The organism is Streptococcus pseudopneumoniae IS7493 (assembly GCF_000221985.1).
Classification (GTDB): domain Bacteria; phylum Bacillota; class Bacilli; order Lactobacillales; family Streptococcaceae; genus Streptococcus; species Streptococcus pseudopneumoniae.
This window is the reverse complement of sequence record NC_015875.1, coordinates 1,352,627-1,378,948: the sequence shown is the minus strand read 5'-3', so window position 1 is coordinate 1,378,948 and position 26,322 is coordinate 1,352,627. Positions and strand designations below refer to the sequence as shown.

24 protein-coding genes and 6 pseudogenes are annotated in these 26,322 nt (G+C 40.0%); 27 read left to right on the top strand and 3 right to left on the bottom strand.

Translation table 11 applies throughout. The annotated features are described in order from the left end of the window. Nucleotides 1-14: 14 nt before the first annotated feature. The 5 genes from rplT to SPPN_RS07065 all read left to right on the top strand — a co-directional run bounded on the left by rplT (nt 15) and on the right by SPPN_RS07065 (nt 4,754). The gene (gene rplT / locus SPPN_RS07085; protein ID WP_000124836.1) at nt 15-374 is read left to right on the top strand and encodes a 50S ribosomal protein L20; all 360 of its coding nucleotides are present in this window, start codon (nt 15-17) and stop codon (nt 372-374) included. A gap of 57 nt (nt 375-431) precedes the next feature. Continuing rightward, the gene (gene gloA, locus SPPN_RS07080; RefSeq protein ID WP_000157154.1) at nt 432-812 is read left to right on the top strand and encodes a lactoylglutathione lyase; all 381 of its coding nucleotides are present in this window, start codon (nt 432-434) and stop codon (nt 810-812) included. A gap of 249 nt (nt 813-1,061) precedes the next feature. After that, a complete protein-coding gene (locus SPPN_RS07075) occupies nt 1,062-1,862 on the top strand; it encodes a dihydroorotate dehydrogenase electron transfer subunit (RefSeq protein ID WP_001070107.1) in 801 nt (266 codons plus the stop codon). Between the two features lie 10 nt (nt 1,863-1,872). Next, the gene (locus SPPN_RS07070) at nt 1,873-2,811 is read left to right on the top strand and encodes a dihydroorotate dehydrogenase (RefSeq protein WP_000210693.1); all 939 of its coding nucleotides are present in this window, start codon (nt 1,873-1,875) and stop codon (nt 2,809-2,811) included. A 41-nt stretch (nt 2,812-2,852) separates the two neighbouring features. Then, nucleotides 2,853-4,754 carry a glucosaminidase domain-containing protein gene (locus tag SPPN_RS07065; protein WP_080564675.1) on the top strand — a complete coding sequence of 634 codons (1,902 nt, stop codon included), beginning with the start codon at nt 2,853-2,855 and terminating at the stop codon, nt 4,752-4,754. Nucleotides 4,755-4,814: 60 nt separating this feature from the next. On the opposite strand, the gene pavA is transcribed toward SPPN_RS07065, so the two are convergent. Next, complete coding sequence (gene pavA, locus SPPN_RS07060; protein WP_000006710.1) at nt 4,815-6,470, bottom strand: Rqc2 family fibronectin-binding protein PavA; 1,656 nt, start codon at nt 6,468-6,470, stop codon at nt 4,815-4,817. A gap of 104 nt (nt 6,471-6,574) precedes the next feature. Here pavA and ybeY point away from each other — a divergent pair, with 104 nt between their 5' ends. The 13 genes and pseudogenes from ybeY (at nt 6,575) to SPPN_RS07000 (ending at nt 16,096) form a co-directional block, all read left to right on the top strand. Further along, nucleotides 6,575-7,072: an rRNA maturation RNase YbeY gene (gene ybeY / locus SPPN_RS07055; RefSeq protein WP_000275158.1), complete on the top strand. Its 498-nt coding sequence runs from the start codon at nt 6,575-6,577 to the stop codon at nt 7,070-7,072. Further along, entirely contained in the window at nt 7,053-7,448 is a 396-nt protein-coding gene (locus tag SPPN_RS07050) for a diacylglycerol kinase family protein (protein WP_000378166.1), read from the top strand. Before ybeY ends, SPPN_RS07050 begins: the two co-directional genes overlap by 20 nt. A 16-nt stretch (nt 7,449-7,464) precedes the next feature. Next, complete coding sequence (gene era, locus SPPN_RS07045; RefSeq protein ID WP_000143257.1) at nt 7,465-8,364, top strand: GTPase Era; 900 nt, start codon at nt 7,465-7,467, stop codon at nt 8,362-8,364. A gap of 48 nt (nt 8,365-8,412) precedes the next feature. Then, the gene (gene mutM / locus SPPN_RS07040; RefSeq protein ID WP_001114616.1) at nt 8,413-9,237 is read left to right on the top strand and encodes a DNA-formamidopyrimidine glycosylase; all 825 of its coding nucleotides are present in this window, start codon (nt 8,413-8,415) and stop codon (nt 9,235-9,237) included. Then, nucleotides 9,237-9,842: a dephospho-CoA kinase gene (coaE, locus tag SPPN_RS07035; RefSeq protein WP_000516190.1), complete on the top strand. Its 606-nt coding sequence runs from the start codon at nt 9,237-9,239 to the stop codon at nt 9,840-9,842. Before mutM ends, coaE begins: the two co-directional genes overlap by 1 nt. Next, nucleotides 9,829-11,010, top strand: a pseudogene (gene pmrA / locus SPPN_RS07030) (multidrug efflux MFS transporter PmrA); the annotation flags it as partial. The gene coaE and the pseudogene pmrA, both read left to right, overlap by 14 nt. Before the next feature lie 36 nt (nt 11,011-11,046). Beyond that, nucleotides 11,047-11,742: pseudogene (locus SPPN_RS12170) on the top strand (transposase family protein); the annotation flags it as partial. Between the two features lie 104 nt (nt 11,743-11,846). Beyond that, nucleotides 11,847-11,954: pseudogene (locus SPPN_RS12895) on the top strand (IS5/IS1182 family transposase); the annotation flags it as partial. 32 nt (nt 11,955-11,986) lie between these two features. Continuing rightward, a complete protein-coding gene (locus SPPN_RS07020) occupies nt 11,987-12,814 on the top strand; it encodes an HAD family hydrolase (protein ID WP_000153524.1) in 828 nt (275 codons plus the stop codon). 1 nt (nt 12,815) lies between these two features. Then, nucleotides 12,816-13,450 (top strand): annotated as a pseudogene (locus SPPN_RS07015) (SGNH/GDSL hydrolase family protein). An 83-nt stretch (nt 13,451-13,533) separates the two neighbouring features. Then, nucleotides 13,534-14,259, top strand: a complete 726-nt coding sequence (locus tag SPPN_RS07010) for a CppA family protein (RefSeq protein ID WP_001102226.1) — start codon at nt 13,534-13,536, stop codon at nt 14,257-14,259. Then, entirely contained in the window at nt 14,256-15,191 is a 936-nt protein-coding gene (locus SPPN_RS07005; protein ID WP_000872314.1) for a serine hydrolase domain-containing protein, read from the top strand. The genes SPPN_RS07010 and SPPN_RS07005 overlap by 4 nt, the downstream gene beginning before the upstream one ends. Before the next feature lie 8 nt (nt 15,192-15,199). Further along, nucleotides 15,200-16,096 (top strand): DMT family transporter, encoded by an 897-nt coding sequence (locus tag SPPN_RS07000; protein WP_000071686.1) that lies wholly within the window; start codon nt 15,200-15,202, stop codon nt 16,094-16,096. Nucleotides 16,097-16,245: 149 nt separating this feature from the next. Here the strand turns inward: SPPN_RS07000 and SPPN_RS06995 are convergent, their stop codons facing one another. Further along, the gene (locus SPPN_RS06995) at nt 16,246-16,944 is read right to left on the bottom strand and encodes a GntR family transcriptional regulator (protein ID WP_000936190.1); all 699 of its coding nucleotides are present in this window, start codon (nt 16,942-16,944) and stop codon (nt 16,246-16,248) included. Nucleotides 16,945-17,085: 141 nt separating this feature from the next. Here SPPN_RS06995 and guaA point away from each other — a divergent pair, with 141 nt between their 5' ends. Then, nucleotides 17,086-18,648 carry a glutamine-hydrolyzing GMP synthase gene (guaA, locus tag SPPN_RS06990; protein ID WP_000065715.1) on the top strand — a complete coding sequence of 521 codons (1,563 nt, stop codon included), beginning with the start codon at nt 17,086-17,088 and terminating at the stop codon, nt 18,646-18,648. Nucleotides 18,649-18,723: 75 nt separating this feature from the next. On the opposite strand, the gene SPPN_RS06985 is transcribed toward guaA, so the two are convergent. Further along, nucleotides 18,724-19,842: a DNA-methyltransferase gene (locus SPPN_RS06985; RefSeq protein WP_420173439.1), complete on the bottom strand. Its 1,119-nt coding sequence runs from the start codon at nt 19,840-19,842 to the stop codon at nt 18,724-18,726. On the opposite strand from SPPN_RS06985, the pseudogene SPPN_RS12165 reads away from it, so the two are divergent. The 8 genes and pseudogenes from SPPN_RS12165 to SPPN_RS06950 all read left to right on the top strand — a co-directional run. Then, nucleotides 19,767-19,964 (top strand): annotated as a pseudogene (locus SPPN_RS12165) (U32 family peptidase C-terminal domain-containing protein); the annotation flags it as partial. The gene SPPN_RS06985 and the pseudogene SPPN_RS12165 sit on opposite strands and share 76 nt — an antisense overlap. A gap of 382 nt (nt 19,965-20,346) precedes the next feature. Next, nucleotides 20,347-21,192 carry an ABC transporter ATP-binding protein gene (locus tag SPPN_RS06980; RefSeq protein WP_000452052.1) on the top strand — a complete coding sequence of 282 codons (846 nt, stop codon included), beginning with the start codon at nt 20,347-20,349 and terminating at the stop codon, nt 21,190-21,192. 15 nt (nt 21,193-21,207) lie between these two features. After that, complete coding sequence (locus SPPN_RS06975; protein WP_000773503.1) at nt 21,208-21,936, top strand: ABC transporter permease; 729 nt, start codon at nt 21,208-21,210, stop codon at nt 21,934-21,936. A gap of 385 nt (nt 21,937-22,321) precedes the next feature. Further along, on the top strand, nt 22,322-22,531 hold the full coding sequence (locus SPPN_RS06970) for a helix-turn-helix transcriptional regulator (protein WP_001107499.1): 210 nt from the start codon (nt 22,322-22,324) through the stop codon (nt 22,529-22,531). Then, on the top strand, nt 22,521-23,009 hold the full coding sequence (locus SPPN_RS06965; RefSeq protein WP_000797187.1) for a DUF6773 family protein: 489 nt from the start codon (nt 22,521-22,523) through the stop codon (nt 23,007-23,009). Before SPPN_RS06970 ends, SPPN_RS06965 begins: the two co-directional genes overlap by 11 nt. Before the next feature lie 115 nt (nt 23,010-23,124). Then, the gene (locus tag SPPN_RS06960) at nt 23,125-24,585 is read left to right on the top strand and encodes a nicotinate phosphoribosyltransferase (RefSeq protein ID WP_000283107.1); all 1,461 of its coding nucleotides are present in this window, start codon (nt 23,125-23,127) and stop codon (nt 24,583-24,585) included. Further along, nucleotides 24,582-25,406 (top strand): ammonia-dependent NAD(+) synthetase, encoded by an 825-nt coding sequence (gene nadE, locus SPPN_RS06955; protein WP_000058045.1) that lies wholly within the window; start codon nt 24,582-24,584, stop codon nt 25,404-25,406. The genes SPPN_RS06960 and nadE overlap by 4 nt, the downstream gene beginning before the upstream one ends. Before the next feature lie 349 nt (nt 25,407-25,755). Beyond that, nucleotides 25,756-26,307, top strand: a pseudogene (locus SPPN_RS06950) (GNAT family N-acetyltransferase). Nucleotides 26,308-26,322 lie beyond the last annotated feature (15 nt).

Genomic DNA, 26,322 nt, shown 5'->3' with positions numbered 1-26,322 from the left:
GGAGGAAATAAAACATGGCACGTGTTAAAGGTGGCGTTGTATCACGCAAACGTCGTAAACGTATTCTTAAATTAGCAAAAGGTTACTATGGAGCTAAACACATCTTGTTCCGTACTGCAAAAGAACAAGTAATGAACTCTTACTACTATGCATACCGTGATCGTCGTCAGAAAAAACGTGACTTCCGCAAATTGTGGATCACTCGTATCAACGCGGCAGCTCGTATGAACGGACTTTCATACTCACAATTGATGCATGGTTTGAAATTGGCTGAGATCGAAGTTAACCGTAAAATGCTTGCTGACTTGGCTGTTAACGATGCAGTAGCTTTCACAGCTCTTGCAGATGCAGCTAAAGCAAAACTTGGTAAATAACAACTGATGAGACTGGAACAGGATTGTCCAGTCTTTTTAAAAATAAAGGAGAAAGATATGGCTTCAAAAATGCTACACACTTGCTTACGAGTAGAAAATCTTGAAAAATCAATCGCATTTTATCAAGATGCTTTTGGTTTTAAAGAATTGCGTCGCAGAGATTTTCCAGACCATGCCTTCACGATTGTCTATCTAGGTCTTGAGGGTGATGACTATGAGTTGGAGTTGACTTATAACTACGATCACGGTCCGTATGTGGTTGGTGATGGGTTTGCCCATATCGCCCTCAGTACACCTGATCTTGAGGCACTTCATCAAGAGCACAGTGCAAAAGGCTATGAAGTGACTGAGCCAAATGGTCTACCAGGAACTACACCAAACTATTACTTTGTCAAAGACCCTGATGGCTACAAGGTCGAAGTCATTCGTGAAAAATAATTTCGTGCAAGTTAAGTAGAATGTTCCTTTTCTACTTGACTTTTTTTAGCTGAAAGAGTATACTAATAAAAATTCAACCTTTAAGGGGAGTCCAGAGAGACTCACAAGGTGTCAGATAAAAGAATAGTGCAATTTTCTAGAGGAGACTTTTTGAATGTGCTCTCTTGTGTTGTACGATTTTAACTGAGGCCTTGCACTAGCAAGGTCTTTTCTTTATCTGGTCCCCTTAAAATTTAAGGAGGAAAAGTTATGAATCCCACATGTAAGAAGCGTTTGGGTGTCATTCGGTTGGAAACCATGAAGGTGGTTGCACAAGAGGAAATCGCGCCAGCAATCTTTGAATTAGTCCTAGAAGGAGAAATGGTTGAAGCCATGCGAGCAGGCCAATTTCTTCATCTGCGTGTACCGGACGATGCCCATCTCTTACGTCGTCCTATTTCAATTTCGTCTATTGACAAGGTAAACAAGCAGTGTCACCTCATTTATCGGATTGAGGGAGCTGGGACTGCAATTTTTTCAACCTTAAGTCAGGGAGACACTCTTGATGTGATGGGGCCTCAGGGAAATGGTTTTGACTTGTCTGACCTTGATGAGCAGAATCAGGTTCTCCTTGTTGGTGGTGGGATTGGTGTTCCACCCTTGCTTGAGGTGGCCAAGGAATTGCATGGACGTGGAGTGAAAGTAGTGACAGTCCTCGGTTTTGCTAATAAGGATGCTGTTATTTTGAAAACGGAATTGGCTCAGTATGGTCAGGTCTTTGTAACGACAGATGATGGTTCTTATGGCATCAAGGGAAATGTTTCCGTTGTTATCAATGATTTAGATAGTCAGTTTGATGCTGTTTACTCGTGTGGGGCTCCAGGAATGATGAAGTATATCAATCAAACCTTTGATGATCACCCAAGAGCCTATCTATCTCTGGAATCTCGTATGGCTTGTGGGATGGGAGCTTGCTATGCCTGTGTTCTAAAAGTACCAGAAAGCGAGACGGTCAGCCAACGCGTCTGTGAAGATGGTCCTGTTTTCCGCACAGGAACAGTTGTATTATAAGGAGAAAATTATGACTACAAATCGATTACAAGTGTCTCTACCTGGTTTGGATTTGAAAAATCCGATTATTCCAGCATCAGGCTGTTTTGGCTTTGGACAAGAGTATGCCAAGTACTATGATTTAGACCTTTTAGGTTCTATTATGATCAAGGCGACAACCCTTGAACCACGTTTTGGGAATCCAACTCCAAGAGTGGCAGAGACGCCTGCTGGTATGCTCAATGCAATTGGCTTGCAAAATCCTGGTTTAGAGGTTGTTTTGGCTGAAAAGCTACCTTGGCTGGAAAGAGAATATCCAAATCTTCCTATTATTGCCAATGTAGCTGGTTTTTCAAAACAAGAGTATGCAGCTGTTTCTCATGGGATTTCCAAGGCAACTAATGTAAAAGCTATCGAGCTCAATATTTCTTGTCCCAATGTTGACCACTGTAATCATGGACTTTTGATTGGTCAAGATCCAGATTTGGCTTATGATGTGGTGAAAGCAGCTGTGGAAGCCTCAGAAGTGCCAGTTTATGTCAAATTAACCCCGAGTGTGACCGATATCGTTACTGTCGCAAAAGCTGCAGAAGATGCGGGAGCAAGTGGCTTGACCATGATCAATACTCTGGTTGGAATGCGCTTTGACCTCAAAACCAGAAAACCAATCTTGGCCAATGGAACAGGTGGAATGTCAGGTCCAGCAGTCTTTCCAGTAGCCCTCAAACTCATCCGCCAAGTAGCCCAAACAACAGACCTGCCTATCATTGGAATGGGGGGAGTGGATTCGGCTGAAGCTGCCCTAGAAATGTATCTGGCTGGGGCATCTGCTATCGGAGTTGGAACAGCTAACTTTACCAATCCTTATGCCTGCCCTGACATCATCGAAAATTTACCAAAAGTCATGGATAAATACGGTATTAGCAGTCTGGAAGAACTCCGTCAGGAAGTAAAAGAGTCTCTGAGGTAACCTGCAATCAATCTGTTCTTGATTTTTTATTAGTTTGTAATATGAATTTAGGAGAATTTTGGTACAATAAAATAAATAAGAACAGAGGAAGAAGGTTAATGAAGAAAGTAAGATTTATTTTTTTAGCTCTGCTATTTTTCTTAGCTAGTCCAGAGGGTGCAATGGCTAGTGATGGTACTTGGCAAGGAAAACAGTATCTGAAAGAAGATGGCAGTCAAGCAGCCAATGAGTGGGTTTTTGATACTCATTATCAATCTTGGTTTTATATAAAAGCAGATGCCAACTATGCTGAAAATGAATGGCTGAAACAAGGTGACGACTATTTTTATCTAAAATCTGGTGGCTATATGGCCAAGTCAGAATGGGTAGAAGACAAGGGAGTCCTCTACTATCTTGACCAAGATGGAAAGATGAAAAGAAATGCTTGGCTAGGAGCTTCCTATGTCGGTGCATCAGGTGCTAAGGTAATAGAAGACTGGGTCTATGATTCTCAATACGACTCTTGGTTTTATATAAAAGCAGATGGCCAGCACGCAGAGAAAGAATGGCTCCAAATCAAGGGGAAGGACTATTATTTTAAATCTGGTGGTTATTTACTAACAAGTCAGTGGATTGACCAGGCTTATGTGAATGCCACTGGCGCCAAAGTACAGCAAGGTTGGCTTTTTGACAAACAATATCAATCTTGGTTTTACATCAAAGAAAATGGAAATCATGCTGACAAAGAATGGATTTTCGAAAATGGTCACTATTATTATCTAAAATCAGGTGGCTATATGGCAGCAAATGAATGGATTTGGGATAAAGAGTCATGGTTTTACCTCAAATCTGATGGTAAAATAGCTGAGAAAGAATGGGTCTACGATTCTAAAAGTCAAGCTTGGTACTACTTCAAATCTGGTGGCTACATGGCAGCCAATGAATGGATTTGGGATAAGGAGTCATGGTTTTACCTCAAGTCTGATGGCAAAATGGCTAAAAAAGAATGGGTCTACGATTCTAAAAGTCAAGCCTGGTACTACTTCAAATCCGGTGGCTACATGGCGAAAAATGAGACAGTAGATGGTTATCAGCTTGGAAGCGATGGTAAATGGCGTGGAGAAAAAGCTACAAATGAAAATGCTGCTTATTATCAAGTAGTACCAGTCACAGCAAATATCTATAATGCAGATGGTGAAAAGCTCTCCTATATATCGCAAGCTAGTGTTGTTTGGCTAGATAAGGATAGAAAAAGTGATGACAAGCGCCTGGCTATTACTATTTCTGGTTTGTCAGGCTATATGAAAACAGAAGATTTACAAGCGCTAGATGCCAGTAAGGACTTTATCCCTTATTATGAGAGTGATGGCCACCGTTTTTATCACTATGTGGCTCAGAATGCTAGTATCCCAGTAGCTGCTCATCTTTCTGATATGGAAGTAGGCAAGAAATATTATTCGGCAGATGGCCTGCATTTTGATGGTTTTAAGCTTGAGAATCCCTTCCTTTTCAAAGATTTAACAGAGGCTACCAACTACAGTGCTGAAGAATTGGATAAGGTATTTAGTTTGCTAAACATTAACAATAGCCTTTTGGAGAACAAGGGCGCTACTTTTAAGGAAGCCGAAGAACATTACCATATCAATGCCCTTTATCTCCTTGCCCATAGTGCCCTAGAAAGTGACTGGGGAAGAAGTAAAATTGCCAAAGATAAGAATAATTTCTTTGGCATTACAGCCTATGATACGACCCCTTACCTTTCTGCTAAGACATTTGATGATGTGGATAAGGGAATTTTAGGTGCAACCAAGTGGATTAAGGAAAATTATATCGATAGGGGAAGAACTTTCCTTGGAAACAAGGCGTCTGGTATGAATGTAGAATATGCCTCAGACCCTTATTGGGGTGAAAAAATTGCTAGTGTGATGATGAAAATCAATGAGAAACTAGGTGGCAAAGATTAGTCCTATAATTGGATATGATTTGAGTGAATAGTATGTTAAAAATCCTGATTTTAAGTAAAATCAGGATTTTTTCATGGATGCGATTTTTTCTGGGTCTGGTGTGACACGGAGGGTCTTTTGTCCTGTGTAGGTGACAAAGCCGGGTTTTCCACCAGTTGGTTTGTTGAGTTTCTTGATTTCAATCATATCTACCTGCACCAGATTTGACAGGCGACCTTGAGAGAAGTAGGCAGCTAGTTCTGCTGCTTCTGTCTTGACTTCATCAGATGGGTCAAGATTGCCTGAGATGACAACGTGGCTTCCAGGAATGTCCTTGGCATGGAACCAAAGTTCCTCTTTGCGGGCCATTTTAAAGGTTAGCTCCTCGTTTTGTAGGTTGTTTCGGCCGACATAGATGATGGTTTTGCCATCGCTTGCTAGATACTGTTCTGGTTTTTTGCGTTTCTGGATTTTCTCCCGTTGTCTTCTGCGGATAAAACCTGTTTGAATCAATTCTTCACGGATTTCAGCGATTTCTTCCAGCCCAGCTTGGTTAAGGACGGTCTCCACACTTTCCAGATAGAGAATGGTTGCCTTAGTTTCCTCAATCAGATCAGTCAAGTATTTGACAGCTTCTTTGAGTTTCTGATACCGTTTAAAATAGCGTTGGGCATTCTGGTTGGGAGTCAAGGCCTTATCAAGGGCAATTGTGATGGGTTGATTGGTGTAATAGTTGTCTAGGATAACCTGATCTTGGTCGTTAGGCACTTGGTGGAGGAAGGTTGTCAGCAATTCCCCTTTTTGACGAAATTCTTCAGCATTGTCTGTCGCCAGTAATTCTTTTTCCTGTTTTTTGAGTTTGTGTCGGTTTTTCTGAAGTTCATTTTCAACACGACGAATGAGTTCACTGGCTTGCTGTTTGACACGGTCGCGCTCAGCCTTATCCTTATAGTAGGTGTCCAGCAAATCAGAAAGACTGGTAAAAGGCTCTCCTACTTGATTTTTAAAAGGAATTGGACTGAAGGATGTCTCAGTCAAGCATGGCTGGGTTTCTTGATGGAAAAAGGTACGGAAAGTAGACAGTTTATCACTAACCAGAATCCTTTCCAATTCATTTGCCGTATCGCGTCCCAGACCTTGAAAGAGGCTTTGAAGATTTTTAGCTGTCGTTTCCTGTGTTTGCAGGATTTCAAAGAGTTTCTCGTCCTTGATAGTAAAAGGATTGAGAGATTCCGTACTTGGCGGAGCGATATAGGTCGATCCAGGAAGCAAGGTGCGGTAGCTATTTTGTGAAAAACCAACGTGTTTAATGACTTCGAGAATTTTGTGGCTACTTTTATCAACCAGTAGAATATTACTGTGTTTCCCCATAATCTCGATAATCAGGGTAGCCTGGATATGGTCTCCAATCTCGTTTTTATTGGAAACTGTCATTTCCACAATACGGTCATTTTCCACCTGCTCAATCGACTCAATCAGGGCCCCCTGTAAATACTTTCTCAAAACCATGATAAAGGTAGAAGGTTGGGCTGGATTTTCAAAAGTCGTTTGGGTCAGCTGAATGCGTCCAAAAACGGGATGGGCAGAAAGGAGCAGGCGGTGACTTTGGCGATTGCTGCGGATTTGCAAGACCAACTCTTGTTCAAAAGGCTGATTGATTTTCTGGATGCGACCATTCACTAATTCGCTTCGCAATTCCTCAACTATGTGGTGTAAAAAAAATCCATCAAATGACATCGTTCTCTCCTTGTGATTGTATTCCATAGTATTATATCAAAAAGGTAGAATAAAATCATGGAAATGTGGTATAATAAAGCCAAGTAAAGAGAAACGAGAAGCACATGTATATTGAAATGGTAGATGAAACTGGTCAAGTTTCAAAAGAAATGTTGCAACAAACCCAAGAAATTTTGGAATTTGCAGCCCAAAAATTAGGAAAAGAAGACAAGGAGATGGCAGTCACTTTTGTGACCAATGAGCGTAGTCATGAACTTAATCTGGAGTACCGTGACACCGACCGTCCGACAGATGTCATTAGCCTTGAGTATAAACCAGAATTGGAAATTGCCTTTGACGAAGAGGATTTGCTTGAAAATCCAGAATTGACAGAGATGATGTCTGAGTTTGATGCCTATATTGGGGAATTGTTCATCTCTATCGATAAGGCTCATGAGCAGGCCGAAGAATATGGTCACAGCTTTGAGCGTGAGATGGGCTTCTTGGCAGTACACGGCTTTTTACATATTAACGGCTATGATCACTACACTCCGGAAGAAGAAGCGGAGATGTTCGGTTTACAAGAAGAAATTTTGACAGCCTATGGACTCACAAGACAATAAACGAAAATGGAAAAATCGTGACCTGATATCCAGTTTAGAATTTGCTTTGACAGGTATTTTTACTGCTATCAAGGAAGAACGCAATATGCGAAAACACGCAGTGACGGCTCTAGTGGTCATCCTTGCAGGTTTTGTTTTTCAGGTGTCACGAATCGAATGGCTCTTTCTCCTATTGAGCATTTTCTTGGTAGTAGCCTTTGAGATTATCAACTCTGCTATTGAAAATGTGGTGGATTTGGCCAGTCACTATCACTTTTCCATGCTGGCTAAAAATGCCAAGGATATGGCGGCTGGCGCGGTATTAGTGGTTTCTCTTTTCGCAGCCTTAACAGGCGCATTAATTTTTCTCCCACGAATCTGGGATTTATTATTTTAAACAGTAAGAGGAAATTATGACTTTTAAATCAGGTTTTGTAGCCATTTTAGGACGTCCCAATGTTGGGAAGTCAACTTTTTTAAATCATGTCATGGGGCAAAAGATTGCCATCATGAGTGACAAGGCGCAGACAACGCGCAACAAAATTATGGGAATTTACACGACTGATAAAGAGCAAATCGTCTTTATCGATACGCCAGGAATTCACAAGCCTAAAACAGCTCTCGGAGATTTCATGGTTGAGTCTGCCTACAGTACCCTTCGCGAAGTGGATACCGTCCTTTTCATGGTGCCTGCTGATGAAGCGCGTGGTAAGGGAGACGACATGATTATCGAGCGTCTCAAGGCTGCTAAGGTTCCTGTGATTTTGGTGGTGAATAAAATCGATAAGGTTCACCCAGACCAGCTTTTATCTCAGATCGATGATTTCCGTAACCAAATGGACTTTAAGGAAATCGTTCCAATCTCAGCTCTTCAAGGAAATAACGTCTCTCGTCTAGTGGATATTTTGAGTGAAAATCTGGATGAAGGATTCCAATATTTCCCAGCTGACCAAATCACAGACCATCCAGAGCGTTTCTTGGTTTCAGAGATGGTTCGTGAGAAAGTCTTGCACCTAACTCGTGAAGAGATTCCGCATTCTGTCGCAGTAGTAGTGGATTCTATGAAACGAGACGAAGAGACAGACAAGGTTCATATCCGTGCAACCATCATGGTCGAGCGTGATAGCCAAAAAGGGATTATCATCGGTAAAGGTGGCGCTATGCTTAAGAAAATCGGTAGCATGGCCCGTCGTGATATCGAACTCATGCTAGGAGACAAGGTCTTCCTAGAAACCTGGGTCAAGGTCAAGAAAAACTGGCGCGATAAAAAGCTGGATTTAGCTGACTTTGGCTATAATGAAAAAGAATGCTAAGTAGAGGTGGGCTCATGCCTGCTTCTTGTTTTTACAGAAGGAGGACTTATGCCTGAATTACCTGAGGTTGAAACCGTTCGTCGTGGCTTGGAAAAATTGATTTTGGGTAAGAAGATTTCGAGTATAGAAATTCGTTATCCCAAGATGATTAAGACGGATTTGGACGAGTTTCAAAGGGAAGTGCCTGGTCAGATTGTTGAGTCAATGGGACGTCGTGGTAAATATTTACTTTTCTGCCTGACAGAAAAGGTTTTGATTTCCCATCTGCGGATGGAGGGCAAGTATTTTTACTATCCAGACCAAGGACCTGAACGCAAGCATGCCCATGTTTTCTTTCAGTTTGAAGATGGTGGCACGCTTGTTTATGAGGATGTTCGCAAGTTTGGAACCATGGAACTCTTGGTGCCTGACCTTTTAGACGCCTACTTTATTTCTAAAAAATTAGGTCCTGAACCAAGCGAACAAGACTTTGATTTACAGGTCTTTCAATCTGCCCTTGCCAAGTCCAAAAAGCCTATCAAATCCCATCTCCTAGACCAGACCTTGGTAGCTGGACTTGGCAATATCTATGTGGATGAGGTTCTCTGGCGAGCTCAGGTTCATCCAGCTAGACCTTCCCAGACTTTGACAGCAGAAGAAGCGACTGCCATTCATGACCAGACCATTGCTGTTTTGGGCCAGGCTGTTGAAAAAGGTGGCTCCACCATTCGGACTTATACCAATGCCTTTGGGGAAGATGGAAGCATGCAGGACTTTCATCAGGTCTATGATAAGACTGGTCAAGAATGTGTACGCTGTGGTACCATCATTGAGAAAATTCAACTAGGCGGACGTGGAACCCACTTTTGTCCAAACTGTCAAAGGAGGGACTGATGGGAAAAATCATCGGAATCACTGGGGGAATTGCCTCAGGTAAGTCAACTGTGACAAATTTTCTAAGACAGCAAGGCTTTCAAGCAGTGGATGCCGACGCAGTCGTCCACCAACTACAGAAACCTGGTGGTCGTCTGTTTGAGGCTCTAGTACAGCACTTTGGGCAAGAAATCATTCTTGAAAACGGAGAACTCAATCGCCCTCTCCTAGCTAGTCTCATCTTTTCAAATCCTGAAGAGCAAAAATGGTCTAATCAAATTCAAGGGGAGATTATCCGTGAGGAACTGGCTACTTTGAGAGAGCAGTTGGCTCAGACAGAAGAGATTTTCTTCATGGATATTCCCCTACTTTTTGAGCAGGACTACAGCGATTGGTTTGCTGAGACTTGGTTGGTCTATGTGGACCGAGATGCCCAAGTAGAACGCTTAATGAAAAGGGACCAGTTGTCCAAAGATGAAGCTGAGTCTCGTCTGGCAGCCCAGTGGCCTTTAGAAAAAAAGAAAGATTTGGCCAGCCAGGTTCTTGATAATAATGGCAATCAGAACCAGCTTCTTAATCAAGTGCATATCCTTCTTGAGGGAGGTAGGCAAGATGACAGAGATTAACTGGAAGGATAATCTGCGTATTGCCTGGTTTGGTAATTTTCTGACAGGAGCCAGTATTTCTTTGGTTGTACCTTTTATGCCCATCTTCGTGGAAAATCTAGGTGTAGGGAGTCAGCAAGTCGCTTTTTATGCAGGCTTAGCAATTTCTGTCTCTGCTATTTCCGCGGCGCTCTTTTCTCCTATTTGGGGTATTCTTGCTGACAAATACGGCCGAAAACCCATGATGATTCGGGCAGGTCTTGCTATGACTATCACTATGGGAGGCTTGGCCTTTGTCCCAAATATCTATTGGTTAATCTTTCTTCGTTTACTAAACGGTGTATTTGCAGGTTTTGTTCCTAATGCAACGGCACTGATAGCCAGTCAGGTTCCCAAGGAGAAATCAGGCTCTGCCTTAGGTACTTTGTCTACAGGCGTAGTTGCATGCACTCTAACTGGTCCCTTTATTGGTGGCTTTATCGCAGAATTATTTGGCATTCGTACAGTTTTCTTACTGGTTGGTAGTTTTCTATTTTTAGCTGCTATTTTGACTATTTGCTTTATCAAGGAAGATTTTCAACCAGTAGCCAAGGAAAAGGCTATTCCAACAAAGGAATTATTTACCTCGGTTAAATATCCCTATCTTTTGCTCAATCTCTTTTTAACCAGTTTTGTCATCCAATTTTCAGCTCAATCGATTGGCCCTATTTTGGCTCTTTATGTACGCGACTTAGGGCAGACAGAGAATCTTCTTTTTGTCTCTGGTTTGATTGTGTCCAGTATGGGCTTTTCCAGTATGATGAGTGCAGGAGTCATGGGCAAGCTAGGTGACAAGGTGGGCAATCATCGTCTCTTGGTTGTCGCCCAGTTTTATTCAGTCATCATCTATCTCCTCTGTGCCAATGCCTCTAGCCCCCTTCAACTAGGACTCTATCGTTTCCTCTTTGGATTGGGAACCGGTGCCTTGATTCCCGGGGTTAATGCCCTACTCAGCAAAATGACTCCCAAAGCCGGCATTTCGAGGGTCTTTGCCTTCAATCAGGTATTCTTTTATCTGGGAGGTGTTGTTGGTCCCATGGCAGGTTCTGCAGTAGCAGGTCAATTTGGCTACCATGCTGTCTTTTATGCGACAAGCCTTTGTGTTGCCTTTAGTTGTCTCTTTAACCTGATTCAATTTCGAACATTATTAGACTTCCTGCGAAACAATATATGGTATAATAGTTCTATGGATTATGAAGCAAGTGAACAACTAACTGATGCACGATTTAAGCTCCTGGTTGGTGTTCAGTGCACGACTTTTGAAGAGATGTTAGCTGTATTAAAAAGAGATTATCAAGGTAAACACGCAAAAGGGGGACGAAAACCTAAACTAAGCCTAGAATACCTTCTTATGGCGACTTCAATATGTGCGAGAATATCGAACTTATGAAGAAATTGCGGCTGATCTTGGTATCCACGAAAGCAACTTAATCCGTCGGAGCCAATGGGTTGAAGTAACTCTTGTTCAAAGGTGGTGTTGCGATTTCAAGAACTCCTCTCAGTTCTGAGGACACGGTAATGATTGATGCGACGGAAGTAAAAATCAATCGTCCTAAAAAACAATTAGCGAATGATTCTGGTAAAAAGAAATGCCACGCTATGAAGGCTCAAGCGATTGTCACAAGTCAAGGGAGAATTGTTTCTTTGGAGATCACTGTGAACTATTGTCATGATATGAAGTTGTTCAAAATGAGTCGCAGAAATATCGGACAAGCTGGTAAAATCTTGTCTGACAGTGCTTATCAAGGGCTCATGAAGCTATATCCTCAAGCGCAAACTCCGAGGAAATCCAGCAAACTCAAGCCGCTAACAGCTGAAGAGAAAGCCTGTAACCATGCGCTATCTAAGGAGAGAATCAAGGTTGAGAATATTTTTGACAAAGTATAGTAGATTGAAACTAGAATAGTACACCTCTACTTCTAAAACATTGTTAGAAATCGATTTGACTGTCTTGATCGATTTGTCCTGTTCTTATTTCATTTCACTATAAAAACGTTTAAAATATCTTCAACAACCTATCGAAATCATCGTAAACACTTCGGATTACGAATGAATTTGATTGCTGGTATTATCAATCATGAACTAGGATTCTAGTTTTGCAGGAAGTCTAATCAAGAGGAAAGTAAATGACGATTAAGGTAATTGCGACAGATATGGATGGGACCTTGCTGGATGCTAGAGGCCAGCTTGATCTCCCACGCTTGGAAAAGATTGTGGATCAGTTGGATCAAAGGGGGATTCGTTTTGTCATCGCGACGGGGAATGAAATTCACCGCATGAGGCAACTCCTGGAGCACTTGGTGGATCGAGTGGTTCTGGTGGTTGCTAATGGTGCTCATATTTTTGAAAACAATGAATTGATTCAGGCTCAGACTTGGGATGATACCATTGTCGATAAGGCTTTGGCTTATTTCGAGGGTCGAGCGTGTCAGGATCAATTTGTTGTAACAGGGATGAAGGGTGGTTTCGTCAAGGAAGGTACCATTTTTACAGACCTTGAAAGTTTTATGACTCCAGAAATGATTGAAGAATTCTACCAACGAATGAATTTTGTGGATGAATTAACCTCTGACCTCTTTGGTGGTGTGCTCAAGATGAGTATGGTTGTTGGTGAGGAACGTTTGAATTCGGTATTGGAAGAAATCAATGACCTCTTTGATGGCCGTGTTCGGGCTGTATCGAGTGGCTATGGTTGCATTGATATCCTCCAAGCTGGAATTCATAAAGCATGGGGCTTGGAAGAATTACTCAAGCGCTGGGACTTGAACCCCCAACAGATCATGGCTTTTGGCGATAGTGAAAATGATGTTGAAATGCTTGAAATGGCTGGAATTGCCTATGCGATGGAAAATGCTGATGACAAGGCCAAAGCTGTGGCGACTGCTCTAGCGCCAGCCAATAGCCAAGGAGGAGTTTACCAAGTCTTGGAAAACTGGCTAGAAAAAGGAAAATGAAGTGGCAATACAGTTATTAGAAAATTGGCTCCTTAAGGAAGAGGGCAAACTCCAAACCAAGTATCGTCACTTAAATCAGGTTTCAGTTGTAGAGCCAGATATTCTTTTTATTGGGGATTCCATTGTCGAATATTATCCTCTGCAGGAGTTGTTTGGGACTTCAAAGACAATTGTCAATCGAGGAATTTGTGGCTATCAGACAGGACTGTTATTAGAGAATCTGGATGCGCATCTGTACGGTGGGGAGGTAGATAAAATTGTCCTTTTAATTGGGACGAACGATATTGGAAAAGATGTGCCTGTGAATGAGGCTCTCAATAATCTCGAAGCTATCATCAATCCATTGCTCGCGATTATCCACTGACTGAGATAAAATTACTTTCCATTTTGCCAGTTAATGAAGGCGAGGAGTATAAGCAGACAGTCTATATCCGCACGAATGAAAAAATTCAGAACAGGAATCACGCCTATCAAGAGCTTGCTTCTGCCTATATGCAGGTGGAATTTTTGTCAGTTTTTGACAGTTTGACAGACCAGGCGGGCCAACTAAAAAAAGAATATACAACTGATGGACTGCACCTCAGTGTTGCTAGTTATCAGGTTTTGACAAAAGCCTTGAAAGGCTATCTTTACTAAATAGCTAAATAAAGTTAAATTTGAGCATAATATCTTGTAAAAAATTCTAAAATCCTTTAAAATAAAAAGTGATGGAGGAATTTATGAATGTAAATCAGATTGTACGGATTATTCCTACTTTAAAAGTTAATAATAGAAAATTAAATGAAACATTTTATATTGAAACCCTTGGCATGAAGGCCTTGTTAGAGGAATCAGCCTTCCTATCACTAGGGGACCAAACAGGTCTTGAAAAGCTGGTTTTAGAAGAAGCACCAAGCATGCGTACTCGTAAGGTAGAGGGACGAAAAAAACTGGCTAGATTGATTATCAAGGTGGAAAATCCCTTAGAAATCGAGGGACTCTTATCTAAAACAGATTCGATTCATCGATTATATAAAGGTCAAAATGGCTACGCTTTTGAAATTTTTTCACCAGAAGATGATTTGATTTTGATTCATGCAGAAGATGACAGAGCAAGTCTAGTAGAAGTAGGAGAAAAGCCTGAATTTCAAACAGATTTGGCATCAATCTCTTTAAGTAAATTTGAAATTTTCATGGAATTACATCTCTCGATTGATATCGAAAGTTTCTTGGAACCATCTGAAATTGGGGCATCCCTTGATTTTATTCCAGCTCAGGGTCAAGATTTGACTGTGGACAATACGGTTACCTGGGACTTATCTATGCTCAAGTTCTTGGTCAATGAATTAGACATAGCAAGTCTTCGCCAGAAGTTTGATTCTATAGAATATTTTATTCCTAAGTCTGAAAAATTCTTCCTTGGTAAAGATAGAAATAATGTTGAATTGTGGTTTGAAGAAGTATGAAGTGGACCCAGATTATTAAAAAAATAGAAGAACAAATCGAGGCAGGGATTTATCCCGGAGCCTCTTTTGCGTATTTTAAGGACCATCAATGGACAGAGTTCTATTTAGGTCAGAGTGACCCAGAGCATGGCTTGCAGACAGAGGCAGGACTAGTTTATGACCTAGCCAGTGTCAGCAAGGTTGTTGGGGTTGGTACGGTTTTTACCTTTTTGTGTGAAAAAGGCAAATTAGATATTGATAAACCAGTAACAGATTTTTTAGCTGAGAGTGATTATCCAGACATCACTATTCGCCAGCTCTTGACTCATGCAACAGACCTTGATCCTTTTATTCCTAATCGTGATCTTTTAACAGCCCCTGAATTAAAGAAAGCGATGTTTCATCTCAAGAGACGAAGTCAGCCAGCCTTTCTTTATTCGGATGTCCATTTTTTGCTTTTGGGCTTTATTTTGGAAAGAATCTTTAATCAGGATTTGGATGTGATTTTACAGGAGCAAGTTTGGAAACCTTGGGGAATGATAGAAACCCAGTTTGGGCCTGTTGAGCTTGCTGTTCCAACAGTTAGAGGTGTCGAGGCAGGTCTGGTACATGATCCCAAGGCTCGCCTTTTGGGCAGACATGCAGGTAGTGCTGGTTTGTTTTCGACTGTAAAGGATTTACAAATCTTTTTAGAACACTATTTAGCAGATGATTTTGCAAGAGATTTGAGTCAAAATTTTTCACCTTTGGATGACAAGGAACGTTCTTTGGCATGGAATTTGGAAGGAGATTGGCTAGACCATACGGGCTATACAGGTACCTTTATCATGTGGAATCGTCAGAAGCAAGAAGCGGCCATTTTCCTATCGAATCGTACCTATGAAAAGGATGAGAGGGCTCAATGGATTGTAGACCGCAATCAAGTGATGAACTTGATTCGCAAAGAAGAGTAAGGAGAGACATGTCAAATAGTTTAAAAGGGACTTTACTAACAGTTGTGGCAGGGATAGCTTGGGGCTTGTCAGGAACGAGTGGCCAATACCTGATGGCACACGGAATTTCAGCTCTGGTCTTGACCAACTTGCGCCTTTTAATCGCTGGTGGAATTCTCATGCTCTTGGCTTATGCCACTGCAAAGGATAAAATGCTGGCCTTTTTAACGGATAAGAAGAGTTTGCTGTCTCTTCTTATTTTTGCTCTAATTGGTCTATTCCTCAACCAATTCGCCTATCTAACTGCTATTCAGGAGACCAATGCAGGTACCGCGACAGTACTTCAGTATGTTTGTCCTGTCGGAATTTTGATTTATAGCTGTATCAAGGATAAGGTGGTACCGATACTGGGAGAGATAGGTTCTATCATATTAGCCATCGGAGGGACCTTCCTGATCGCCACTCATGGGCAGTTGGACCAGTTATCTATGACACCTTCGGGACTGTTCTGGGGGCTCTTTTCTGCTCTGACTTACGCCCTGTATATCATTTTGCCCATAGCCTTGATTAAGAAGTGGGGGAGCAGTTTGGTCATTGGTGTGGGAATGGTCATAGCTGGTTTGGTCGCCCTTCCTTTTACAGGGGTTCTACAGGCCAATATACCGACTAGTCTTGATTTTCTCCTTGCTTTTGCGGGTATTATCCTTATCGGGACTGTCTTTGCCTATACAGCCTTTCTAAAAGGAGCCAGTCTGATTGGGCCGGTCAAGTTAAGTTTGTTGGCTTCAATTGAGCCAATTTCGGCTGTTTTCTTTGCTTTCCTAATCATGAATGAACAATTTTATCCTATTGATTTTCTTGGCATGGCAATGATTTTAATTGCAGTAACACTGATTTCTTTGAAAGATTTACTCTTAGAAAAATAAAAAGACTCTTTGTCGTCCGTGACAGAGAGTTTTTGCCTAGTATTTTATACTCAATGAAAATCAAAGAGCAAACTAGGAAACTAGCCGCAGGCTGTACTTGAGTACGGCAAGGTGACGTTGACGCGGTTTGAAGAGATTTTCGAAGAGTATTAATTATTTTCAAGATAAAATTCAAAACGTTCGCCTACATATTGACTTTTTACGTATTCAAATGCAGTACCATCTTCTAGGTAGGAAACCTGAGTCAAACCAAGAATAGCATGTCCTTTTTCAACTTCCAAATAGTGGGCAATCTTTTCTTTAGCAAGGCGAGCATAGATGGTCTGATGTGATTTACCAATACGGTAGCCATGTTTTTGCAGTGTTTGGAAGAAATGACTAGTGATTTCTTCTTTTTTAAAGTCCTTAATGAATTTTTCAGGAATAGAAGCAACTTCATAAACCAGAGGGACTTTGTCGGCATAGCGGACCCGCTCCATTCGGATAATGTTTTCGGTTGGAGAAATTCCTAACTTAGCAACTTCTTGCTCATTGGGAATGGTTTTTCTGTAAGAAATGAGCTGGCTAGAGGGTACTTTACCTTGGGACTTAACAATTTCAGTAAAACTGGTTGTCCCTCGCATCTTTTCTTGTACCCGAGTACTGGAAACAAAGGTGCCACTTCCTACCCTGCGTTCCAAAACGCCTTCTTCAACTAATAGAGATACGGCTTGGCGAAGGGTCATGCGACTGACCGCAAACTGCTCTGCCAAGTCTCGTTCACTGGGAAGTCTCTCACCAATGGCCCAACGATGTTCGTCAATATCCTTTTTAATCTGATCATGGATTTTCATATAAGCGGGTAGCATATTTTTCACTTCATTTCTATCTTTTCTCTATTGTACCCCAATAAACTAGAAAAAGTCAATCTTCGCCTTGTTTAGTTGGTAATTCGCCCTTATTTGTGATAGAATATTGGAAAAAGATATTTCTTTTGAGAAAGGAAAAAGATGAGCAACATATCAACTGATTTGCAAGATGTAGAAAAAATCATCGTGCTGGATTATGGTAGCCAATATAACCAGCTGATTTCACGCCGTATCCGTGAGATTGGCGTTTTTTCAGAACTAAAGAGCCATAAAATTTCAGCTGCTGAAGTTCGTGAAATCAATCCTGTAGGAATTATCCTATCAGGTGGTCCAAACTCTGTATACGAAGATGGTTCATTTGATATTGACCCAGAAATCTTCGAACTCGGAATTCCTATTTTGGGAATCTGTTATGGTATGCAATTATTAACCCATAAACTTGGAGGAAAAGTTGTTCCTGCAGGTGATGCTGGAAATCGTGAATACGGTCAATCAACCCTAACACACACACCATCAGCGCTTTTTGAATCAACACCTGATGAACAGACTGTATTGATGAGCCATGGTGATGCAGTTACTGAAATTCCTTCTGACTTTGTTCGTACAGGTACATCAGCTGACTGCCCATATGCAGCCATTGAAAACCCAGATAAACACATTTACGGTATCCAATTCCACCCAGAAGTTCGCCATTCTGTATACGGAAATGATATCCTTCGTAACTTTGCCCTTAACATCTGTAAGGCTAAAGGCGACTGGACAATGGATAACTTCATTGATATGCAGATCCAAAAAATTCGTGAAACCGTCGGTGATAAACGTGTCCTTCTTGGCCTATCAGGTGGGGTTGACTCTTCAGTTGTTGGAGTTCTTCTCCAAAAGGCTATTGGCGATCAATTGATCTGTATCTTCGTAGACCACGGTCTTCTTCGTAAAGGAGAAGCGGACCAAGTTATGGACATGCTTGGTGGTAAGTTTGGTTTGAATATCGTCAAAGCAGACGCTGCTAAACGTTTCCTTGACAAACTTGCTGGCGTTTCTGACCCTGAACAAAAACGTAAAATCATCGGTAACGAGTTTGTCTATGTATTTGATGATGAAGCCAGCAAGCTCAAAGATGTGAAATTCCTTGCTCAAGGAACTCTTTATACAGACGTTATCGAGTCTGGTACGGATACAGCTCAAACTATCAAGTCACACCACAACGTGGGTGGTCTTCCAGAAGACATGCAGTTTGAATTGATCGAACCATTGAATACTCTTTACAAGGACGAAGTTCGTGCCCTTGGTACAGAGCTTGGTATGCCAGACCATATCGTATGGCGCCAACCATTCCCAGGACCAGGACTTGCTATCCGTGTCATGGGTGAAATCACTGAAGAGAAACTTGAAACTGTTCGTGAGTCGGACGCTATTCTTCGTGAAGAAATTGCTAAAGCTGGTCTTGACCGCGATATTTGGCAATACTTCACGGTCAATACAGGCGTTCGTTCAGTTGGGGTTATGGGTGACGGTCGTACGTACGACTACACAATTGCAATCCGTGCTATCACCTCTATTGATGGTATGACTGCTGACTTTGCCAAAATTCCTTGGGATGTCCTTCAAAAAATCTCAGTACGTATCGTAAACGAAGTGGATCATGTTAACCGCATCGTCTATGATATTACAAGTAAACCACCTGCAACTGTTGAGTGGGAATAATTTTAAACTCACAAAAAATGCTTTGAAATCAGTGTTTCAGAGCATTTTTTGTTCTTTCTGTAAATAATTTGCAAACTATAGTAACTGTTGACTTTTACTTAACCATTTTTCGATTGTAAGTTCAAAATGGTCAATTACTATTATATTTTCAGGAATCGTATCAAAATCAAATAATAAATTATCTGAATGAGTTTTTATAACTACTCCAAAATCAAGTTTTTTAGAATTTATAGCATTCTGTAATAAAGAGATACTCTCATTCAGGCATTCATTATTTTTTTGAATTTTTATAGGTATCGGTTTTTTTTGAAAATGTTTAGGTAAAAAACCATCAATTCCTTTATTTCTTTGAACAATTTTTGCCTGTAATAATTTAAGAATGTTTTCCTCTTCCTCAGTTTTGGTTCTATATGCTTCGATTCCTTTATTCAATAAATTTGAACTTGTTTTTATAACATTTTCCAGACGTTGCTGAGTTATATTGATAGCTTCCTCAGATAAATCAATCCCCATATAATTTCTATTCAAAATTTTGGAGGCTACTAAAGTAGTTCCACTTCCACAGAATGGGTCTAAAACTATATCATTTTTATCAGTAGCAATCTTTATAATTTGTTCTAATAACAGAATAGGTTTTTGTGTAGGATAACCTACTCTTTCTTTAGCTTTTGGATTAAGAAATGGTATATTCCAAACATCTGAAAGGGGAACTCCATTTTTCTCTTTTGCTAGAATATAGTTACCATTATTATCAACTTTATATATAGTTTTAGAGTTTCCATCTCGTTTTCGTTCCACTAGTATTTGGTCGATATTTGTAGTAGAAGAATACTCTGTAAAAATTGTATTAAATTTAAAATCTTTTGACTTTGAATAAAAGTAAATGTTTTGATGATTGTTCAATAATCCCTTTTTTGAATTAGACCACCGTTTATAGTTCCATATAATTTCGCTTTGAAACATATCTGCTCCAAAGATATTATCTAAAATTAATCTAATATGATGATTTGCAATTTTATCACAATGAACGAAAATACTGCCACTATTTTTTAGCACTCTTTTGCATTCTTCTAATCTTACAGATAAAAATTCTTTGTAATCCTCAATCGAAGTCCATGTATCTTCAAATTGAAACCTATATTGAGGATCTTCACGATGCCAAAGGCAATAAAATCGACCGTGCTCCAAATCCAATGGAACTCTTGACTATTAAAGTCCCACAACCTGTTCAAGCTGGAGACATGGTTCGAGCTCTTAAAGAGGGTCTCATCAATCTTTATAAGGAAGATGGAACCAGTGTCACAGTTCGAGCTTAATGTAGTTGTTTAGTGTTAAAAAATTATGCAAAGCTCCATATACAACACTTAAACGAGATTAAAGAATGGCGAAATCCCTTGATGCGCAAGGGATTAGCTGTCCTTTTTTATTTTTTAAGTGATAAAGTCGAAGCTTAGGTATCAAAGCATATTAAATTAAACAAAGAAGGGATATCATCGATATTTTGAAATCCTATATTTAAACTTAACACTCTCTATTTTTTATGGTAGAGAGTTTTTTTGCTAATAAAATCTTACAAAATGACATTTATATATTGCATTAAGTTAGATATATGATATAATGTTGTTAAAAAGAGGCGCAACTTTTTAAACTCAATAAGAATCAAAGAGCAAACCATGAATATTGATGGAGGAATAAAAAATGGAAGTTATAAATGTAAGTAAGCATTATGGTCATTCAATCATTCTCAAAGATATAAATTTTGCACTTAACAAGGGTGAAATTGTTGGTCTAGTAGGGAGAAATGGAGTTGGTAAGAGTACGTTGATGAAAATTCTTGTTCAGAATAATCAACCGACTTCAGGTAATATTATAAGCAGTGATAATGTTGGGTATTTAATCGAAGAACCAAAATTATTTTTATCTAAAACAGGTTTAGAGAATTTAAAATATTTGTCAAATTTATATGGTGTTGACTACAATCAAGAAAGATTTAGAAGTTTGATTCAAGAGTTAGATTTGACTCAGTCTATTAATAAAAAAGTAAAGACCTATTCTTTGGGTACAAAACAAAAATTAGCTTTGCTTCTAACTCTCGTTACGGAACCTGATATATTGATTTTAGATGAACCGACTAATGGTTTAGATATTGAATCATCACAAATAGTTTTATCGGTTCTAAAAAATTTAGCTTTACATGAAAATGTGGGAATTTTAATATCGAGTCATAAATTAGAAGATATTGAAGAAATTTGTGAGAGGGTTCTTTTCTTGGAGAACGAGCTTTTGACATTTCAAAAAGTAGGAAAAGATAGTCATAATTTCTTGTTTGAGATAGCTTTTTCATCAGCTACAGATAGAGACATTTTCATTACCAAACAAGAATTTGGGGATATTGTTCAGGAAGAGGGACTGAGAATTACTATGTCTGGGAATATTCAAAGTAGTGAGCTTTTTAAATTTTTTAACGAAAACTCTATTAAAGTAGTTGATTTTGAAACTAAAAAAGAGACGCTTAAAGATATTTATCTAAATCGTTCAAAATAAAGGAAGGTTATCATCATGAAATTAAATAAATTGAATTTTCTTAAGGAAAATATAAGAAATTTATATTCATCAAGCGTAATATATCTCGGTTTGCTTATCTCGTTTATACCGCCGATATTGGTTACATTCTTTATTCTAAAGACTCAAGGGACATCGCTTGGTATTAAGCATATTTCAAATTTTTATGCTATGCTCGGTATGTTAATGGCTGTTATACATGCTAATCGAGTCATTAGCAGGGATTTTTCCCACAATACGGTAAGTTTGTTTTATAATCAACAGAAGAATCGGATGATTTACGTCTTGTCTAATTTTCTATATGCCATCTCAGTTTCCATTATTTATGCTTTGAATGGCATTGTGTTACTAGTCATAGTAAGTAAATTGGGTATTCCAGGTGATTTAGGATTAGATTTTATAGTAGCTATTGTAGTCAATACAATTTTGTTAGTCCTGTTTTATTTTCTATTATCTTACATTTTCTATTTATACAAATTGAAAAGTGGCTTGGTATTTGGTATTTTAGTAGCTTTACTACTCTTTATCCCTAATATATTAAATACGATGATGATGAATACTAGTAATGATTTGTTTATCAAAGCAATTGAACTTCTTCCTTTTTATTCTTTACCTGTATTTGTGGCTTCAAATACGATGTCTATTAGTCAGTATCTTGTGGTAATCACTACAATCATTTTATTGTACTTTTTCACTCTTAAGAAAAGCAAGAAGTATTCATTTTAGTTTCATTTAGTATTATTTTGCATACCTAAAATACAATAAAAAAATCAGTCATCTTGGTATGCTCCTGCTTTCACTATTCAACACGTTTTTGACTTATACTAGGCTCATTTCCAAAAGCATTATATAATAGTGATATGAAACCAACTAAACTAAACAAGAAATATAAGCAATAAAAACTCGTTTAAAAGATCCTACTAAAGCTAATACTAAATAAAAATAAAAGAGTAAACTAGGAAGTTTATTTCAAACAACCTAAAATACTGATTTTCGGCTGAAGATAATACTGGAGTGCTAATTAATGGGGTTATAATAAATAGTTGACAGCTTGTGTTGGTTTTGGATTTTTTAAGAGTAGATGAGTATTAAAACTATAAGGAGGACGCCGGTGGCTAAAAATTTAAAATTAAAATTAGCTCGTGTAGAGCTTGATTTAACTCAAGGTCAACTGGCAGAGGCTGTGGGGGTGACGCGCCAGACTATTGGTTTGATAGAGGCGGGGAAATACAATCCCAGTCTCTCACTCTGCCAGTCCATTTGCAGATGTTTAGGGAAAAGCCTAGACCAACTATTTTGGGAGGAAGAAGATGAAAAATAGATTTTATTATTATCAATTACTTGACGAAAGAGAAGAACAACTAATCAATAAAGCTGGGGCAGAATCCTTTTCCCTCTTTATTGGGCTTGTACTTCTAAGCTATTTGGTGGCAGTGTTGGCTCCATCTCTTTTTAATCCGAATTTTCTAGTCTATACTCTGATAGTAGGAATTTTCTTCTTTTTCAATCGTGCCCGTTATCTGGGAGTGACCTACTATAGTCGTTTTCATTTTACGATTTTGGGTTGTTTTTTTCTAACCTTGGCGATTACGGCTCTTTTGATGTTGCAGAATTATCAATTCAACATAGAAATTTATCAGCACAATCCTTTGAACATTAAATACCTGTCTGTTTGGGTCATTACTTATGTCATTTACCTTCCTTGGGTTTTTATAGGCAATCTCGGTCTGAAGAGCTATGGAGAATGGGCTCAGAAAAAATTTGAGCAAGACATGGATGAACTGGAGAGTAGTGAATAGCTTGTTACTCTTTTCTCAATCCAGCTAAAATGTGATATAATAGTACTAATTTATTGGAATACATGAAAGTTCTTGAAAATTTTCATGGGTTTCTAGCTAAGGAAGTAGGAAAAGTATGTATCCAGATGATAGTTTGACATTGCACACGGACTTGTACCAGATCAACATGATGCAGGTTTACTTCGACCAAGGGATTCACAATAAAAAGGCGGTCTTTGAGGTTTATTTCCGTCAGCAGCCTTTTAAAAATGGCTATGCGGTTTTTGCAGGTTTGGAAAGAATTGTGAATTATCTTGAAGACTTGTGTTTTTCAGATAGTGATATTGCCTATTTGGAGTCGCTAGGCTATCATGGGCCATTCTTGGACTATCTTCGCAATTTCAAGTTGGAGTTGGCCGTTCGTTCTGCCCAAGAAGGGGACTTGGTTTTTGCTAATGAGCCTATTGTGCAGGTGGAAGGCCCTCTAGCCCAATGTCAGTTGGTCGAAACAGCTCTTTTGAACATCGTTAACTACCAGACCTTGGTGGCGACTAAGGCAGCTCGTATTCGTTCGGTCATCGAAGATGAACCCTTGATGGAGTTTGGGACACGTCGGGCGCAAGAGATGGATGCGGCTATCTGGGGAACACGCGCAGCGGTGATTGGTGGTGCCAATGGAACTAGTAACGTGCGTGCTGGTAAACTCTTTGACATTCCTGTCTTGGGGACCCATGCCCATGCCTTGGTACAGGTTTATGGTAACGACTATAAGGCCTTCAAGGCTTATGCTGCGACCCATAAAAATTGCGTCTTTCTTGTGGATACCTATGACACACTTCGAATTGGGGTACCCGCTGCCATTCAGGTGGCGCGTGAGCTGGGTGACCAGATTAATTTCCTTGGTGTCCGCATTGACTCTGGGGATATTGCCTACATTTCCAAGAAAGTCCGTCAGCAATTGGACGAGGCTGGCTTTACAGAAGCTAAGATTTATGCTTCAAATGACCTAGATGAAAATACTATCCTCAACCTCAAGATGCAAAAGGCCAAGATTGATGTCTGGGGTGTGGGAACTAAGCTGATTACAGCCTATGACCAGCCAGCTCTTGGTGCAGTTTATAAGATTGTGGCAATCGAAGATGAAAATGGGAACATGCGCAATACGATTAAGCTGTCAAATAATGCTGAAAAAGTGTCTACGCCAGGTAAGAAGCAGGTGTGGCGCATTACCAGTCGTGAAAAAGGCAAGTCAGAAGGCGATTATATCACTTATGACGGCGTAGATGTTGCCAGCATGACAGAAATCAAGATGTTCCATCCGACCTATACTTACATCAAGAAGACGGTTCGTAATTTTGACGCTGTTCCTCTCTTAGTGGATATCTTCAAAGACGGGAAATTGATTTACAACCTGCCTAGCTTAACTGAGATTCAGGACTATGCTCGTAAGGAATTTGACAAGCTTTGGGATGAATACAAGCGCGTGCTCAATCCGCAGCACTATCCAGTGGATTTGGCGCGTGATGTATGGCAAGATAAGATGGACTTGATTGATAAGATGCGCAAGGAAGCCCTTGGTGAAGGAGAAGAAGAATGAGTTTGCAAGAAACGATTATCCAAGAGCTGGGTGTCAAACCAGTGATTGATTCCCAGGAAGAAATCCGTCGTTCTATTGATTTCTTAAAAAGATACCTGAAAAAACATCCCTTTCTTAAAACCTTTGTGCTAGGGATTTCTGGAGGACAAGACTCAACCTTAGCAGGACGATTGGCTCAACTGGCCATGGAAGAATTGCGAGCAGAAACGGGAGACGACAGCTACAAATTTATCGCTGTTCGTTTGCCATATGGAGTGCAAGCTGATGAAGCAGATGCTCAAAAAGCCCTAGCCTTTATCCAGCCTGATGTCAGTTTAGTCGTCAATATTAAGGAATCAGCTGACGCTATGACAGCTGCAGTTGAAGCGACAGGTAATCTTGTTTCAGATTTTAACAAGGGCAATATCAAGGCTCGTTGCCGTATGATTGCTCAGTATGCCCTTGCTGGTGCCCATAGTGGAGCGGTCATTGGAACAGACCATGCTGCGGAAAATATCACAGGTTTCTTTACCAAGTTTGGTGACGGTGGTGCGGATATTTTACCCCTTTTCCGTCTTAATAAACGTCAAGGAAAACAACTCTTGAAGGAACTTGGTGCAGACCCAGCCCTTTATGAAAAAATCCCAACAGCAGACCTAGAAGAAGATAAACCAGGTCTAGCTGACGAAGTAGCCCTCGGAGTCACTTATGAAGAGATTGACGACTACCTAGAAGGCAAAACAATCAGCCCAGAAGCCCAAGCAAGAATCGAAAACTGGTGGCACAAAGGCCAACACAAACGCCACTTACCCATCACCGTATTTGATGACTTTTGGGAGTAAAAAGGTCCGGGGGACCTTTTTAGCTTCTTGCCCTGAAATTAAAAAGCAAGAAAAACCTCCACTGGAGGTTTTCAGCCTCTCATCTTGAAATAAGAAAGTGAGAGAAGGTCTGGGGGATCTTGAACCCCGAGTTTAGAAATAAGAAAATGAGGCAGATTCAGTAACTCGAAGAGTTCGATTTCATCGTCTTACCCCTGCAACGATGACTAGGTTTGAAAAAGCTTGCTAGAGCGCATTTCAAACCAGGCAGCGACTGCGTCAAGAAATTAGAAGACAAACTCGTTTTCTAGCTGTTACTGAGTTGAGCCTTTTTACTACGAGCATAGAAATAAGGAAGTGAGGTAGCATCATGAAATCTATCGGTACGCAAATATTACAGACAGAACGTTTGATTTTAAGAAGATTTGTGGAGAGTGATGCAGAAGCCATGTTTCAAAATTGGGCTTCATCCGCTGAGAATCTGACCTATGTTACCTGGGATCCCCATCCTGATGTCGAGGTGACTCGAAATTCGATTCGTAACTAGGTTGCTTCCTATACTAATCCCAACTATTACAAATGGGCTATTTGTCTCAAAGAAAACCCAGAGCAAGTGATAGGAGATATCAGCATCGTTGCAATAGATGAGAACAATTCTTCTTGTGAAATTGGCTATATTTTAGGAAAAAACTATTGGGGTCGTGGTCTTATGACAGAGGCCTTAAAAGCTGTCTTGGACTTTTGTTTTACTCAAGTAGGATTTCAAAAAGTCAAAGCTCGATATGCCAGTCTCAACCCAGCTTCAGGTCGTGTCATGGAGAAGGCTGGAATGTCCTATCTACAAACGATTGTTAATGGTGTAGAGAGAAAAGGCTATCTTGCGGATCTTATTTATTATCAGATAAGTAGGGAAGAATGTTGAATTCTATTTTCTGTT